The sequence below is a fragment of the Photobacterium rosenbergii genome (assembly GCF_003026455.1).
Lineage (GTDB): Bacteria > Pseudomonadota > Gammaproteobacteria > Enterobacterales > Vibrionaceae > Photobacterium > Photobacterium rosenbergii.
In genome coordinates this window covers 60,029-74,584 of the sequence record NZ_PYMB01000002.1, presented here as the reverse complement: position 1 = coordinate 74,584, position 14,556 = coordinate 60,029, and the positions used below count along the sequence as shown (strand labels likewise).

Here is a 14,556-nt window from a genome sequence, read left to right as displayed (position 1 = left end):
ACAAGCGATAAAGGAATAAAGGCTTGTGGTGCTTTTTCGAGCTCAACTGCTGATTTTTCGGACTACATTGCATGTTTGAACTAAAAAAAATTGTCTCTGCTTTTCTTATGCCCCTACCAGCTATGCTCATGCTTGGCTTGTTTGGCCTACTAATACTCTGGTTTACCCGCCGCAAAGGACTGGCAAGCTTTTTCATTAGCTTTGCTTTCTTGGGGATATTCCTCGTTTCCTTCCAGCCCGTCGCGACAAGCCTACTGCGCCCATTGGAAAAAGCCTACCCGCCTTACGTGCCTTCAGGTCAAACGGTGGACTATGTTATGGTGCTAGGAAGCGGTCATGTGATTGATCATGCGATGCCAATCACCTCACAACTTTCACGTACAGCGCTAATGCGTTTGAACGAAGGGATGCGAATCCATCGCCTATTCCCTGGCTCAAAACTGATTTTGTCAGGCTACGGTGGTGGTACCAATATCAGTCAAGCCCGAATGATGGCCAAGGTTGCCCTGGCGTTGGGGGTCAATAAAAACGACATTTTGCTGCTCGAAACGGCCAAAGATACCTGGGAGGAAGCATTCCAAGCCGCCTCTGTCGTTGGCGATGACAAGCTCGTTATTGTGACTTCGGCAAGCCATATGACAAGGGCGATGGGTGAATTCCATAAAGTTGGATTGAGCCCGACAGCGGCCCCAACCAACTTCCTTGCCAGTAATAAAATCGAGCAACCATGGGAACGCTATCGCCCACAGGCAAAATATCTCGAGCAGACTGAACGTTACTGGCACGAAACCCTGGGTAAATGGTGGCAAGAATTGCGCACTATGGCAGGTGAAGAAGAAATCGCTACTCAATAATACCTTCCTTCTATTATCGCCCCGCTGGCTGCATAAGCTGGCGGGCTAATTCTAATAGCGTCACCTTTCCTGCACCTGAGCCACCTTATCTCTTTAGCAAAGCGACAACTCCTGCCCAGAGCTTAAGGCTCCAAGCCTATTTTTCTCCCATATTTCACCAAATATGCTTAACGTTTAAGCTATATGATTTTTAGATCTATTAAATACCCATTACTCATATCTAAAACTATCGAAATTGATTCAGCTTTTACGAGTCGCATCATACTATTGCAGCCAATTAGTGATTGATGACTTTGCAAATCGGAATTGCAAATTAATGACAACGGTAGGATTAGGTTCGATGTTCCAGATACTCAACTTGGCGGTCTTCGCCATTATTATTGCCCTGTTGGTAAAACAACAAAAATCAGAACAAACACTATCCAAGCGAGTATTTACCGCTCTGGGTTTAGGTGTACTTTTCGGTGGTGCGCTACAGCTTATTTACGGTGGTGGTAGTGATGTCATCGCTGGCACGCTGGACTACGTCAACATTGTTGGCGCCGGTTATGTGAGCCTGTTGAAGATGATCATCATGCCGTTGATCACCGTGTCCATCATTGGCGCGATTATCAAAGTAAAAGATTCTGGCTCACTGGGTAAAATCTCTGGCTTGAGTATCGGTATCCTGCTGGCAACGACAGCCGCTTCTGCCCTTATCGGTATCCTTATCAGCAGCATGTTTGGCCTAAGTGCTGAAGGCATTGTTCAGGGTGCGCGCGAGATCGCCCGTGGTGAGATGTTGGAAACTCGCCTGACGTCAGTAGAGGCCATGTCTTTTGCTGACATGATTATCTCTTTCTTCCCTGCGAACCCATTTGCTGACTTAGCCGGTAGCCGTCCAACATCAACTATTGCTGTCGTAATTTTCTCAGCCTTTGTGGGGGTTGCTGGACTCACGGTGATCCGCACCCAGCCAGAACTGGGCGCGAGCTTCGAGCGCTTCATCAATGTTGCCCAAGAGGTCGTCCGTACCCTGGTCCGCATGGTACTGAGCCTGACGCCTTATGGTGTTCTAGCCCTGATGACCAAGGTTGTTGCAGGTTCAAACTATGACGATATCCTTAGCCTGATTAACTTTGTGGTTGCCTCTTACGTCGGCCTTGGGCTCATCCTCGTGATGCACCTTGTGCTGGTGACCTTCGTTGGCGTTAACCCAATCCGTTACCTGAAGAAAATCCTGCCAGTACTGACTTTTGCGTTCACTTCGCGCTCGAGCGCCGGTACGATTCCGCTAAACGTTGAAACTCAGGTTAAGAAACTGGGTAATGGCGATGCAGTATCGAACTTCTCGGCTTCATTTGGTGCCACTATGGGTCAAAACGGCTGTGCCGGTCTTTACCCAGCGATGCTGGCAGTAATGATTGCCCCGACTGTTGGTATTAACCCTCTTGATCCGGGCTTTATGCTGACCTTGATTGCGATTGTAACCATTAGCTCGTTCGGTATTGCCGGTGTTGGTGGTGGCGCGACTTTCGCAGCCCTGATTGTCCTATCTGCTCTGGATATGCCTGTTGCACTTGCTGGCCTCCTGATCTCTATCGAACCTCTAATCGATATGGGCCGTACTGCGGTCAACGTAAGCGGCGCGATGACTGCGGGTACAATTACCTCCCGCGTACTAGGCCAAGCTGACGATAGCCTGTTCGAAGCTGAAGACGATATCGAAGAGCAAACAGCGAAAGCGTAGGAACTAGGAACTAGGAACTAGGAACTAAAAAATGCCACCCTCATAACGACGGGTGGCATTTTTGTATTCAAAATTCATCAAAGCCCCCCTCTTAGAATCAAAAGATAAAATACTCAGTGAAATTTCGGTTTCGATCGGTAGAATACGCCTCTTGCCATACAATATGGCATTAACAGTTTTTTACTTACCCTATTTCACACACTGAGTTTCAATGCGTAACCCCGTCAACCAAGCCATCGTTCTACTCGTTGCTGCAAATTTGCTCGCTTCCTTCTCGGATGTTTCTCTGAAAATCCTCAATGGTGAAGTGCCCACTTTCCAGTATGTCTTCATCCGCCAGTTGCTCAGTGTGGTCATGCTGCTGCCGTTCTGGCTAAAACTCCCTGTGGCAAAACGCCAGCAGGGGTGCTGCAAAATCGCCTTCTGGCGTGCCCAATTAATCTTGATGGGTAGCGCCTGTGCTATGGTCGCGATTACCTTCTTGCCGCTGGCGACCGCCAATGCCATGTTCTACGTCGGGCCTCTGTTGATGTTGCCGCTTTCCATCTTCTTACTAAAGGAAACGCCACCGCGTTCCAAGGTTATTGCGACGACGATAGGCTTTGCAGGTGTGTTGGTAGTATTACGCCCTGAACATTTCCACTGGGCAGCGATTGTTGGCCTTGGTAGTGCCTTGGCTATGGGACTGGGCAATATCTTGATCCGTAAACTGCCAAAAGATCAGCACCTGATTTCAACACTATTCTGGACCGGCGTGATGACACTGCCACTATCGCTACTGTTGGCATTGCCTCAATGGACCAACATAGAGTGGCGGCATATTGGTTGGATCATGGCAATTAACCTGTTTGTGTTGGGATATCATGCCTTGGTGGTCATCGGCTACAAGAAGGCTGCTGCGGGACAAATTGCCCTGGCAGAGTATTCGGGGCTGGTGTTTGTCACCGCCTTCGGGGTGATGTGGTTTGATGAGATCCCTGATCTGCTGACAGTATTCGGGATCTTGCTGATCGTGGTGCCAATGATGCCAATCAACTGGAAGCGTATATTCAAAAGCAAAACCCGCACAGCAGTTAGCGAGCCTTAATCCCATAATAAAAACGGGAGGCATTTGCCTCCCGCTTATCAATTTGGACGAATTAAACCTGTAAGGCTACCCGACCAGCTGGCGCACTTTTTCCAGATCTTCAGGCGTATCAACCCCTGCCGGCGGCGCATCAATCGCCACATCAACGTGGATTTTCTCGCCGTACCACAACACACGAAGTTGCTCTAGTGCTTCGATTTTCTCCAGCGTGCTCGGCTCCCAGTTGATGTAGGTATTGATAAACCCTGCACGATAAGCATAGATACCTATATGACGCATCAAGTTCTGGTGGATTTCCTGCGGACGCTTAGCGAAGTTATCGCGATCCCATGGAATAGAAGCACGGCTGAAGTAAAGTGCGTAGCCGTCTTTATCGGTTACCACTTTAACCGCATTTGGATTGAACACTTCATCAGCATGGTCGATTTCAACAGCCAATGTCGCCATAGGTGCCTTGCTGCCTGCAAGGTTCGTCGCAACCTGTCGGATAATGCTCTCAGGGATCAGCGGCTCGTCACCTTGGACATTAACCACAATTTGATCATCAGCCAACTGGTATTTCTCAACCACTTCGGCCAAACGTTCAGTGCCCGACTCATGATCACTGCGGGTCATGCAGACTTCACCACCAAACCCTTTCACAGCATCAGCAATGCGCTGATCATCAGTAGCTACAATCACCTGATCAGCACAGGCTTTACTCGCCTGCTCATAAACCCACTGGATCATTGGCTTGCCAGCAATATCAGCCAACGGCTTACCCGGTAAACGCGATGACTGGTAACGGGCCGGAATAATCACAGTAAAAGACATTATTTCACCTCTTCAGAGCTCAGAGTACGCGCCTCTGGCTCAAGCAGCACGGGGATACCATCTTTAATAGGATATGCCAGACGATCAAATTTGCAGATCAGCTCATTTTTGTCTTTGTCGAAGTTCAATTTACCTTTGCATACTGGGCATGCAACGATTTCAAGCAGACGATGATCCATACTCTTCCTTTACCTCAATGATCCGGTTAATCACGCTTGCAGCCTGCTCGGTCGGCATCTCGGCATCTACCGGTAAATACCACCAATTAGGCTGGGCGAAAGTGTGGCATTTCACCGCATCTTTCTCTGTCATGACTAAGTGCTGCCCTTGTCCGGACAGCTGTTGTAATTCCTGCTCGGCGAACGCCTGGTGATCAGCAAATGGCTGACATTTCACCGGGCTAATACCGAGTTGTTTTAATGTATTAAAAAATCGGGGTGGGTGACCAATCCCTGCCATGGCAACAACTTCACCCTGCAACCGAGTTGCTTCACAACGTTCCCCCGTCACGAGATTGATAAAGTCGGAAGGCACTAATTGCATCGGGATCTCACCGTTTTGAGGGTTACCACCATTACAAATGAGGAAATCCACTTCTTGCAAACGGTCACACCCTTCGCGCAACGGCCCCATAGGAATGAGTTGCTGGTTACCAAATCGACGCTGACCGTCAATCACCACGATTTCGATATCCCTTGCCAGCGCATAGTGCTGCAGGCCATCGTCGGTGATGATCACATCGACATCTGACTCAATCAATTGAACCGCTTCTGCTCGTTTAGGGGAAACGGCAACCGGCACTCCGGTCCGGCGGTAGATAAGAACAGGCTCATCACCCGCTTCGGCTGTGGTGCTCTGGCCATCGACTAAATAGGGATAATGTGGTGCTTTTGCACCATAACCTCGGGAGACGACTCCCGGCTTAAGCCCCGCAGCCTTAAGTTGCTCCACCAACCAAACAACAACGGGCGTTTTACCATTGCCACCAGCGGTTATATTACCGACGATAACCACAGGCACCGATGGGCGGTAAGGTGTTTTCTGGCCCGATTGGTACTGTTGTCGACGGCGACGACTCACCGCGCCAAACACTTTACTCAGCGGCCATAGCAAAGGTTTTAGCACCTTCCCTGCCGGGTGGCCCTCAAACCAGATCTTTTCGATTACCGAAGCCATTATTCACCAAACTGGATTCGGTGCAACTGGGCATATGCACCATCTTGTGCCAGCAGTTCAGCATGGACACCGCGCTCAATGATTTCACCGTCATCAACCACCAAAATTTGGTCGGCATTTTCTATAGTCGACAATCGGTGGGCAATCACCAGAACCGTACGGTCTTTTTGCAACTCGTCCAGCGCTGACTGGATTGCTCGCTCCGACTCAGTATCCAGCGCCGAGGTGGCCTCATCAAGGATCAATACTGGGGCATTACGCAATAGGGCTCGGGCTATAGCTAGACGCTGGCGCTGCCCACCGGACAAGCTAACACCGTTCTCACCAATCATAGTGTCCAGGCCGTTATCCATGTCTTTAATAAAGTCCATGGCATAGGCAAGCTCTGCCGCTTTTTCGATATCTGCCCGGCTGTAGGCATCACCGCTGGCATAAGCAATGTTATTGGCAATCGTATCGTTGAACAGATGGACATTCTGGGAAACAACCGCCACCTGCTCACGCAGGTTAGCCAGTTTGTAATCGCAGATATCGTGACCATCAATGGTAATACTTCCCGAGTCAATGTCGTAAAAACGGGTCAGCAAATTGGCAATGGTACTTTTACCTGAACCCGAGCGACCTACCAAGGCAAGCGTCTGGCCTGCAGGCAAATCAAAGTTAACATTCCTCAGAGCCGGCGTGTCTTTGGTCGGGTAAGTGAAAGTAACGTCTTTGACTTGGATATCACCGTTCACGCGCTCGGCTTCATATTGACCATTGTCTTTTTCGGTTTCCAACTCCATCAAACCAAACAGGGTTTGACATGCGGCCATACCGCGCTGGAACTGAGAAGTCACGTTGGTCAGCGCCTTCAATGGGCGCATTAGACCGAACATAGAACCAAAGATCAGGGCAAAGGTACCCGGAGTCAACGACTCGCGTAGTGCTTCAGTATTGGCAAGGATTAGTACAACCACCAACGCTAATGAAGCAATAACTTGAATAACTGGATTGGCAATCGCCTGAGCAGAGACCAGTTTCATCGTTTGCTGGCGCATACGGTTACTCACGTTCTCGAAACGGTCCTGCTCAACTTGCTGACCACCGTAGCTCAACACTACTTTGTGACCTTTAAGCATTTGCTCCGCAGATGACGTCACAGACCCCATCGCATCTTGCATATTTTTGGAAATACGACGGAAGCGCTTGGACACTACCCGGATACTGATAGCAACAACAGGTGCGATAACTAGAAGGATTGCCGACAGTTGCCAGCTGTTATAAAACATGATCGCCATCAGGGCGATAATCGTTGCACCTTCGCGGACTAAGCTGACCAGAGCACCACTCGTTGCAGATGCGACCTGCTCAGAGTCATAGGTAATGCGCGATAGTAATTTGCCTGAGGACTCTTTATCGAAAAAGCCCACAGGCATTTTCATGAAGTGATTAAACATCTGGCGGCGCATACTCATCACCACATTGCCAGATACCCATGCAAGGCAATAGGTGGAAACAAAACCGCTGACCCCGCGCAGGATCATCAGACCCAATAAGTAAATTGGCATCATTGCCAGGAAATTCGACTCAATACCATCTATGCCACCGAAACTTTCATCCATCAGCGGCTTTATCATCGAGAGCATCAATGCATCACTTGCGGCGTTGATAATCAAAGCAACAACAGCGACAGCCAAGCCTGCTTTATAAAGGCTAATTGAGGGCCACAGTCGCTTAAACGTCTCCCAAGTGGTTTGATCGTTCGAAGTAGTCATGGAAACCATTTTTTCTTAAAGACAATTTTTCCATTCTACTCGCATAAATGCCGGAGACCAAATAAGTTCATTGACCAATGCACCATACCGCTTGTTTTTCAAACAACTTTCCATATCGATGCAATAGGATGCGCTTTCTATTCATCGTGAAAAACAGGCCGGAACCATGCTGGCTTTCGATCTTGGCGATAACGTATCACTTCAACGCTATCCCCCTTTATCTCCAGGGATACTTGTCCTGACTCTGCAGTCGAAAGCCAATAGGCCCCCCTTTCTCGATAACGCTGCCGCACATCAGCAGAAGGAAGTTGCCAAGGGTTATACCGCGCCACCGATACCAATGCATATCTCGGTGTCATTTTGCTAAACCAACCCATTTGATCTAACCAAGTAGCTGTCGAAGAACTGCGGCTACCATGATGTGGAACCAAAAGAATATCCGGTGACAAATCAGGCTCTATCCTTGCCAGCAATAATTCAGAAACCGCATCTATATCCCCGGTGAGCAGTAAAGAGGGACCATCCGCTCCATTCCCATTATGCCGCTGTTTTATTTCAATCACGCACGAATGAGGGTTTGCCGCCCTTTTCACCTGCTTAGGGGGCCACAATACCCGAAAGTCCAAGCTCTGCCATTGCCACTGCTCACCACGGATACAGGGTTGGTAACCCTCACGAAAGTCACTGCTCCGTTTCCAAATCGGGGCAAAGTTTTCCTCGAGATAGTCAGCCCCTGCTGCGTGGTCACTATCGGCGTGGCTCAATACCAGCCCATCCAATCGGCTTTGGCCCCTTTGTTTGAGAACCGGTTCAATGACTGAACTAGCAATTGACCCACCCGGCCAGCGGTTACCCGTGTCATAAAGAACACTGCGGTTGTTGGATGATATCAGCACGGCCAGACCATGGCCGACATCAAGCATATCCACCTGCCATGGCACTAGGCCTTCTTGGCTTTCCGGCACTGGCTTATCCCATATCACAGAGACAATGACTAACACTGCTACGAGAGCAGTAAAGCGCCTTAACGGTAACAGCCAGAGCAACACAACAACGGCTGAAGCCGCCAAGACCCATACCTCTTGGTTTTCTGCAATCGTCCACCATCCACCCCGGGCCAACTGTGCCACTCCTAGTACAGGAGTGAGTGTCAAATCAGCGAGTTGCCAACATATTATGGCTATAGGTTCAATCGGGGAGAAAATAATCGCAACGAGAACCAAAGGGACAGTGAACAAACTCACCCAAGGGACTGCCAGCAGGTTAATAACAGGCGCCCAAGGAGAAAACCCACCAAACCAAACCCATTGCACCGGAAGCATTAGTGCCAGCAAAGCAAATTGGAGCAACACCAACACCTTCACCCGGCCCAAACAACGTTGGAAAAATGAAGTGTTGCGATGGGTATCAGCCCGCACGCCCCCAGCATGGACAGCGGCAATGACTGCGACAGCTGAAAAGGACAGCCAAAACCCGGCGCTGTATGAGGCCAGCGGGTCCATGGCGAGGCTCAAGGCAAAGACCAACAGCAAAACCTGCCACCCAGGCCAAACAATACGGACCCGCAATAATACCAGAGCAATAAGGCTCATCAGCAAAGCTCGCTGGGTTGGCAAAGTGAACCCAGCAAGCCACGCATACAGCATCCCTGCGCAAAGCCCTAGCCATAGCGGTAACCAGATGCCTCTTGGACAATCACCGAATACATTTCTCAACAAACTGCCGCACCACCAGCCCAACATAATGGCAAGACCTATATGCAAACCAGATATTGCCATCAGGTGTGCCAGCCCACTATCTCGCAGCAGTGCCCAGTCCTCATCAAGCAAAGCACCTCGAAAACCAAAGCCCAATGCCAGCAGGTAGCGTTGATGTTCAAGCCCTTCGGTCAACCCCACCACAGTGTCAAACGCTGACTGGCGTAATGATGCCAAGCTATTGTGACCATTTTCTAAGCGATGGCCACTTTGCACAACACCGGTCGCATGGATACCTTGGCCAACAAATTGCCGTTCCCGATCATAACCAGCGCTATTGACCCGGCCAGAGGGCGGTCTTAGCCTGATCTGTAACTGCCACCGCTCTCCTTGCTTCATTACTGGCATATTGTCTGGATCTTGCCAACTGAGCCTTAGACGCAGTGTTTTGCTCGAATGTTTACCTTGCTGACGTAATTCTGACGTTACAAAATCAAACAAAGTATCTAATTTCTTATGATTTAATAGGCTACTAACTTCACCAACTATGGTAATATTCCTCGGCTCAATAAAAGTCAGTTGGACGTTTTTTAGATAGGATGTTGCGGCGAGATTCGCCAAACAAGCGCCGATCGCGATATAGATCAAAAGTCGCCATCGGAAATAGAAACACACTACACTGCCTATCATTAAGGCTGTAATAAACCCATGATAGGTTGGCAATGCCAGCCAGAAATGAAGCGATAGCAGTCCAAGTGCAACCCCGGCAGCGCTTTTGTTCATCTCAAGCCTGCCTGTGAACAATAGAATTACAATGCCAAGACAAGTAATTAAACGAATAATGCCAAGCCACGATGTCATCAAGCGCCAAAAAGCGTTGAAGATATTTGGCAATGTGCTTTACAACCCAAATTTGTGGTGCCTCAACCGCCGTTCGGCGTCTGGCGCATTTGCGGTCGGTTTGTTTATGGCGTTCGTACCTCTTCCCAGCCAGATGATCATGGCTGCCGGCGCCGCCATTTTCTTCAGCGTCAACCTGCCCCTTTCCGTTTGCTTGGTATGGATCAGCAACCCTATCACTATGCCCGTGATGTTTTATGGTGCCTACAAAGTGGGGGCCTGGCTGATGAACACCCCACACCAAGCGTTCCATTTTGAGCTGTCCTGGGAATTCCTGCTGCACCAAATGAACCAGATTGGGCCTCCTTTCCTATTGGGGTGTGCGGTATGTTCTGTCTTTTTCTCCGCGCTTGGCTACTTCGGTATCCGCGGCCTGTGGCGCTACTCTGTAGTGAGAAGCTGGCAAAAACGCCGGTTCAGGGTATTAACCCTCCACAAGGATTGACCGCCTAGAAATAAAAAACCTCGCTGATGCGAGGTTTTTTTATGCCCAATATTTTTAAGTCTAAGCTAGGGGTGGCTCAAATATTTCTAACCAGAACTGGAAGCTGTTGGCAAAATGATAAAAGTCATCCCATACATTTTACCCAAAAGCTCTACCTTTCCCCCAAAGTACTCCCTTGAAGGAAAGGTGCCATTATTTAGCACTCAGTACCGTGGCTGGCTGTAGAGCCCCAGCACGTTTAGCCGGATACCAGGTTGCCAAGAAGCTCAATACTACAGCGGTCGTTGTCACTAACATCACGTCGTGCATAGACAATGAAGTAGGGAGGAAATCGACAAAGTATATATCACCAGAAAGGAATTGATGGCCAATCAGGCTTTCAAGGCCTTTAATCAAGGTAGTCAGGTTCACAGCAACCATTGAGCCGAGCAATGACCCCACAAGGCTCCCCACAACACCGGATAGCACTCCATGCCAAACAAATATTGAGCGAATCAAACGGTCAGTGGCCCCCATGGTACGCAAAATGGCAATATCTGCGGCACGGTCTTTCACAGCCATCATCAGGGTTGAAACAATGTTAAAGCAAGCCACCCCAATAACCAGTACCATGACCAAATACATAATGGTACGCACCATCTGGATGTCACGGTAAAGATAACCGTATTTCTGGTTCCAGCTTTTCAGGTACACATACACAGGCAGCGTAAAGCCGACTTCCCGTACGATACTCTGAGCCTCAAGCACGTTATCAACATTCAGCTCAATACCGGTGACCCCATCACCCATCGATAGATACTGCTGAGCATCTTTCAAAGGCACCAAGGCAAAGTTATGGTCAATCTGCCCGGCTAGGGCAAGTAGGCCTGCAACTTGAAGGCGAATGCGGTGTGGTGCTTTTAGCTTCAGGCTTGGGTCCGGATTTGGGATCATCGCTGTGATCCAGTCCCCTACCCCAATACCCAGCTTATCTGCCACCCCTTGGCCCAGAATAACCTGCTGCTTGCCCGCTTCAAGGTTCGCCCAAGCATTGTCTTTGACAAACTGTGGCAGCACACTGACGTCTTTCTGTTTTTCAGGGTCAACGCCACGTACTTCAACCGCTTTGAGGCTGCTGCCTTTTTCAAGCAATGCCGTGAACTGAACATACGGTGCTGCCGCAGTCACTCGAGGGTGCTGCTCCACCAAATCCAACACAGGCTGCCAGTCCTCAAAAGGCGGAGTGACCGCCTCCAACTCTCCATGAGGGATCACCGACAATACGCGGTTTTGCAGCTCGCGTTCGAATCCATTCATTGCCGAAAGGCCGATGATGATCACAGCCACGCCTACGGCAATACCAAGAGTCGAAGAGATCGAGATAAAAGAAACCATCCGGTTTCTTTGTTTGGCACGGCTGAAACGGCTACCAATAAATAGCGAAAGTGGTCGGAACATCAAGCCACCTCTACCTGCTGTAACTCACCGTCTTGCATGTGCATACAACGGTCAAGCTTACCTGCAAGCTCATTATCATGGGTCACCACCAAAAAGGCCGTTCCGGACTCTTTGTTGAGCTTGCGCATCAAATCATAAATCTCAAGGGCGGTTTTATGATCCAAGTTACCTGTTGGTTCATCAGCCAGTACCAGCGAAGGCTTGTTAACCAGAGCTCGCGCTATAGCAACACGCTGGCGCTCACCACCACTGAGTTCGGACGGGCGATGTTCCAACCTGTGCCCCAAGCCAACCAACTCTAGGATACTATGAGCCTGCGAACGCGCCTTGCCCGCTGTTACTCCACCGATAAGCAAAGGCATCGCCACGTTCTCCACCGCACTGAAATCGGCCAGCAGGTGGTGGAACTGGTAGACAAAACCAATCTCTTGGTTGCGCAATTTCGCCTGCTTGTTAGCACTCATGGCATTGAGCTTTTTGCCTTTGAAAAACACATCACCTTCACTTGGGTCATCCAATGCTCCGAGCAAATGCAATAGCGTACTCTTACCAGAGCCCGATGCCCCAACGATGCCGACCAACTCGCCAGCATCCAGATGGAAACCCACCCCTTTGAGCACCTCTGTTTCAAGCTGGGCTTCACGATAAACTTTTCTCAAGCCCTGACAAACCAATAATGCATTACTCATAACGAAGTGCCTCAGCTGGACGAACCGATGCCGCCCGGTAGGAAGGAAAAACAGTTGCCAGCAAACTAAGAATAATAGCGCCGACAATAACTAAAATAATCTGAAGTGGAGAGATCACGACTGGCAATTGCCCACCAGCAGATATCAAATTCACGCCAAGAACAGTCAGTAAAGCATTGAGGTTTAATGCCAGTAAGGTACCTAAAATTCCGCCAATTATCGCACCTATCACACCACTACTGGCCCCTTGTACCATGAAGACCATTAACACCTGGCGGCTGGACATACCCTGAGTTTTCAAAATAGCCACTTCGGCCTGCTTCTCCATCACCACCATAATCAGTGCCGAGATGATGTTAAAAGCCGCCACGCCAATAATCAGCCCGAGCATCAGACCCATCATGTTCTTTTCCATTTTGACTGCCTGGAACAGTTCACCGCGTTGCTCACGCCAATCCGACCAAGTCATACCTTCAGGCAACGGTCGGTTGGCAAGCTCTGCGACGACAAATGGGTCATCAACAAACAGACGCCACCCGGTGATTTGGCCCGGCTTAAACCTTAGCAAGCGCCCGGCATCATCAATGTGGGTCAATATCAACTGGCCGTCTACATCTGAGCCGGTATTGTACAAACCCGCGACTTCAAAGTTGCGCTGACTTGGGATCCGGCCAAGTGGTGTGTACTGGCTGGCACTGGTCACCATTAGCCGTACCTTGTCGCCTACCTTCACGCCCAGTTGATTGGCAAGCGCCTGGCCCAAGATAACCTTGTAGCTACCCGCTTCCAGATCCATGATATCGCCTTGGTTGACGTAATAACCCACCGGTTCAAAAGCTTCAGGGTCAACACCAAGCAGCATACCTGCAGACAATGATTTAGCACTTTGCAAAATGGCTTCACTGCGGGTTAGCGGTGAGACCATATCAACATGGGGAATTGACTTGAGCTCTTCTGGCGTTTGCTCGGTACGGGAGAGGTGGCCATCTTGGCTTGAGATTACCGCTTGGGGCATCACACCTAGGATCCGCTCCTTGAGTTGCTGCTCAAAACCGTTCATAACAGACAATACGGTCACGAGGGAGAGTACCCCAACGGTAATACCCGCGGTCGACATATAGGAAACGAAACGGCTGAACCTATCTCCAGAGCGTCCTCTGAGATACCGCAGCCCGATAAAAAACGATACGGGATGAAACATAGATTAAGAAGATACCATCCTTATAAAAACTGTTCGAAAGCATACCTGTTGCAGCTTCCGATTACCATTAAGCGCAGTAAAAGTAATGTAAAAACAGCGGTTAAAACCCCCGCTCTTAGGCCTGCTTCACTTGTCCCAATGCAATTGCTGAGTGATAATCGTAGGATAGTTAAATTATATCGAGTGCGACATGAATCAGGACGAGTATTTTTCAGTCCATGCCGGATTGACCATCAATGTAGAACCGCTCCCAGTCGGTGAAAGTGTTCCCGATATGCTGGCTTTCCAGCAAGAAATCCCGCCCCTGTTTCGTATTGCCAGTGAATGCAGCAGCCTAGATGAAGGGCTAGAGCATTCTCTATCCCAACTCAAAAAAGATGAATTCAAAGCACTCTCTAATTACCTGACAGCACAAAACAACAAAATCAACTTGTTGCTCTCTTTTGTGCTTGCTCAACAAGATGACGCCAAACTGCGTTTCGTCACCCATACGTTCGGTGCCAGCCAACTGTCCTACTTTTCAACGCAAGCATTGGCAGAAGGGAGCAAAGTCAGGCTCAAGCTGTTCCTCGATAACCCTGCCGCCGCTGTTTACGCCTATGCTGAAGTAACCCAATGCCAACCTCAGCAGGATGGTAACTACGAGGTAGCCTTGAAATACGTATGCTTGATGGAAGATGACAGGGATCTGCTGATCCGAGCCGCCCTGCACTTTCAACAAAAAATTCTGCGCCAACGCGCCCAACTGCGATCAGACAATAAAAGTTAATC

13 protein-coding genes are annotated in these 14,556 nt (G+C 49.4%); 5 read left to right on the top strand and 8 right to left on the bottom strand.

Going from position 1 to position 14,556, the window contains the following annotated elements:
• Positions 1 to 71: 71 nt before the first annotated feature.
• The 3 genes from elyC to C9J01_RS07325 all read left to right on the top strand — a co-directional run bounded on the left by elyC (position 72) and on the right by C9J01_RS07325 (position 3,670).
• Positions 72 to 854, top strand: a complete 783-nt coding sequence (elyC, locus tag C9J01_RS07335; RefSeq protein WP_107297503.1) for an envelope biogenesis factor ElyC — start codon at positions 72 to 74, stop codon at positions 852 to 854.
• A gap of 340 nt (positions 855 to 1,194) precedes the next feature.
• Positions 1,195 to 2,583: an L-cystine transporter gene (locus tag C9J01_RS07330; RefSeq protein WP_107297502.1), complete on the top strand. Its 1,389-nt coding sequence runs from the start codon at positions 1,195 to 1,197 to the stop codon at positions 2,581 to 2,583.
• Between the two features lie 211 nt (positions 2,584 to 2,794).
• A complete protein-coding gene (locus C9J01_RS07325; RefSeq protein ID WP_107297501.1) occupies positions 2,795 to 3,670 on the top strand; it encodes a DMT family transporter in 876 nt (291 codons plus the stop codon).
• Between the two features lie 66 nt (positions 3,671 to 3,736).
• On the opposite strand, the gene kdsB is transcribed toward C9J01_RS07325, so the two are convergent.
• From kdsB to C9J01_RS07300, 5 genes are all read right to left on the bottom strand, one after another.
• Positions 3,737 to 4,483: a 3-deoxy-manno-octulosonate cytidylyltransferase gene (kdsB, locus tag C9J01_RS07320; RefSeq protein ID WP_107297500.1), complete on the bottom strand. Its 747-nt coding sequence runs from the start codon at positions 4,481 to 4,483 to the stop codon at positions 3,737 to 3,739.
• Positions 4,483 to 4,662 carry a Trm112 family protein gene (locus tag C9J01_RS07315; protein WP_039468742.1) on the bottom strand — a complete coding sequence of 60 codons (180 nt, stop codon included), beginning with the start codon at positions 4,660 to 4,662 and terminating at the stop codon, positions 4,483 to 4,485. Before C9J01_RS07315 ends, kdsB begins: the two co-directional genes overlap by 1 nt.
• Entirely contained in the window at positions 4,643 to 5,659 is a 1,017-nt protein-coding gene (gene lpxK / locus C9J01_RS07310) for a tetraacyldisaccharide 4'-kinase (RefSeq protein WP_107297499.1), read from the bottom strand. The genes C9J01_RS07315 and lpxK overlap by 20 nt, the downstream gene beginning before the upstream one ends.
• Positions 5,659 to 7,416: a lipid A ABC transporter ATP-binding protein/permease MsbA gene (msbA, locus tag C9J01_RS07305; protein ID WP_107297498.1), complete on the bottom strand. Its 1,758-nt coding sequence runs from the start codon at positions 7,414 to 7,416 to the stop codon at positions 5,659 to 5,661. The genes lpxK and msbA overlap by 1 nt, the downstream gene beginning before the upstream one ends.
• Before the next feature lie 137 nt (positions 7,417 to 7,553).
• Positions 7,554 to 9,896, bottom strand: a complete 2,343-nt coding sequence (locus tag C9J01_RS07300; protein WP_107297497.1) for a DNA internalization-related competence protein ComEC/Rec2 — start codon at positions 9,894 to 9,896, stop codon at positions 7,554 to 7,556.
• Positions 9,897 to 9,927: 31 nt separating this feature from the next.
• Here C9J01_RS07300 and C9J01_RS07295 point away from each other — a divergent pair, with 31 nt between their 5' ends.
• The gene (locus tag C9J01_RS07295) at positions 9,928 to 10,458 is read left to right on the top strand and encodes a DUF2062 domain-containing protein (protein ID WP_107297496.1); all 531 of its coding nucleotides are present in this window, start codon (positions 9,928 to 9,930) and stop codon (positions 10,456 to 10,458) included.
• Positions 10,459 to 10,650: 192 nt separating this feature from the next.
• On the opposite strand, the gene lolE is transcribed toward C9J01_RS07295, so the two are convergent.
• Genes lolE through lolC form a run of 3 tightly spaced genes read right to left on the bottom strand, consistent with a single transcriptional unit; the run spans position 10,651 to position 13,785 of the window.
• Positions 10,651 to 11,895 carry a lipoprotein-releasing ABC transporter permease subunit LolE gene (gene lolE / locus C9J01_RS07290; RefSeq protein WP_107297495.1) on the bottom strand — a complete coding sequence of 415 codons (1,245 nt, stop codon included), beginning with the start codon at positions 11,893 to 11,895 and terminating at the stop codon, positions 10,651 to 10,653.
• A complete protein-coding gene (gene lolD, locus C9J01_RS07285) occupies positions 11,895 to 12,584 on the bottom strand; it encodes a lipoprotein-releasing ABC transporter ATP-binding protein LolD (RefSeq protein ID WP_107297494.1) in 690 nt (229 codons plus the stop codon). The genes lolE and lolD overlap by 1 nt, the downstream gene beginning before the upstream one ends.
• Positions 12,577 to 13,785, bottom strand: a complete 1,209-nt coding sequence (gene lolC / locus C9J01_RS07280) for a lipoprotein-releasing ABC transporter permease subunit LolC (protein WP_107297493.1) — start codon at positions 13,783 to 13,785, stop codon at positions 12,577 to 12,579. Before lolC ends, lolD begins: the two co-directional genes overlap by 8 nt.
• Positions 13,786 to 13,975: 190 nt before the next feature.
• Here lolC and C9J01_RS07275 point away from each other — a divergent pair, with 190 nt between their 5' ends.
• Entirely contained in the window at positions 13,976 to 14,554 is a 579-nt protein-coding gene (locus tag C9J01_RS07275) for a PilZ domain-containing protein (RefSeq protein ID WP_107297492.1), read from the top strand.
• Positions 14,555 to 14,556 lie beyond the last annotated feature (2 nt).

What these genes read in the sequence shown, in the direction of transcription:
- C9J01_RS07325 (WP_107297501.1), top strand. Translation starts at nt 2,795, where the DNA reads ATGCGTAACCCCGTCAACCAAGCCATCGTTCTACTCGTTGCTGCAAAT.
- C9J01_RS07330 (WP_107297502.1), top strand. Translation starts at nt 1,195, where the DNA reads ATGTTCCAGATACTCAACTTGGCGGTCTTCGCCATTATTATTGCCCTG.
- C9J01_RS07300 (WP_107297497.1), bottom strand. Translation starts at nt 9,896, where the DNA reads ATGAACAAAAGCGCTGCCGGGGTTGCACTTGGACTGCTATCGCTTCAT.
- lolE (WP_107297495.1), bottom strand. Translation starts at nt 11,895, where the DNA reads ATGTTCCGACCACTTTCGCTATTTATTGGTAGCCGTTTCAGCCGTGCC.
- msbA (WP_107297498.1), bottom strand. Translation starts at nt 7,416, where the DNA reads ATGACTACTTCGAACGATCAAACCACTTGGGAGACGTTTAAGCGACTG.
- lolC (WP_107297493.1), bottom strand. Translation starts at nt 13,785, where the DNA reads ATGTTTCATCCCGTATCGTTTTTTATCGGGCTGCGGTATCTCAGAGGA.
- kdsB (WP_107297500.1), bottom strand. Translation starts at nt 4,483, where the DNA reads ATGTCTTTTACTGTGATTATTCCGGCCCGTTACCAGTCATCGCGTTTA.
- C9J01_RS07275 (WP_107297492.1), top strand. Translation starts at nt 13,976, where the DNA reads ATGAATCAGGACGAGTATTTTTCAGTCCATGCCGGATTGACCATCAAT.
- C9J01_RS07295 (WP_107297496.1), top strand. Translation starts at nt 9,928, where the DNA reads ATGCCAAGACAAGTAATTAAACGAATAATGCCAAGCCACGATGTCATC.
- lolD (WP_107297494.1), bottom strand. Translation starts at nt 12,584, where the DNA reads ATGAGTAATGCATTATTGGTTTGTCAGGGCTTGAGAAAAGTTTATCGT.
- elyC (WP_107297503.1), top strand. Translation starts at nt 72, where the DNA reads ATGTTTGAACTAAAAAAAATTGTCTCTGCTTTTCTTATGCCCCTACCA.
- C9J01_RS07315 (WP_039468742.1), bottom strand. Translation starts at nt 4,662, where the DNA reads ATGGATCATCGTCTGCTTGAAATCGTTGCATGCCCAGTATGCAAAGGT.
- lpxK (WP_107297499.1), bottom strand. Translation starts at nt 5,659, where the DNA reads ATGGCTTCGGTAATCGAAAAGATCTGGTTTGAGGGCCACCCGGCAGGG.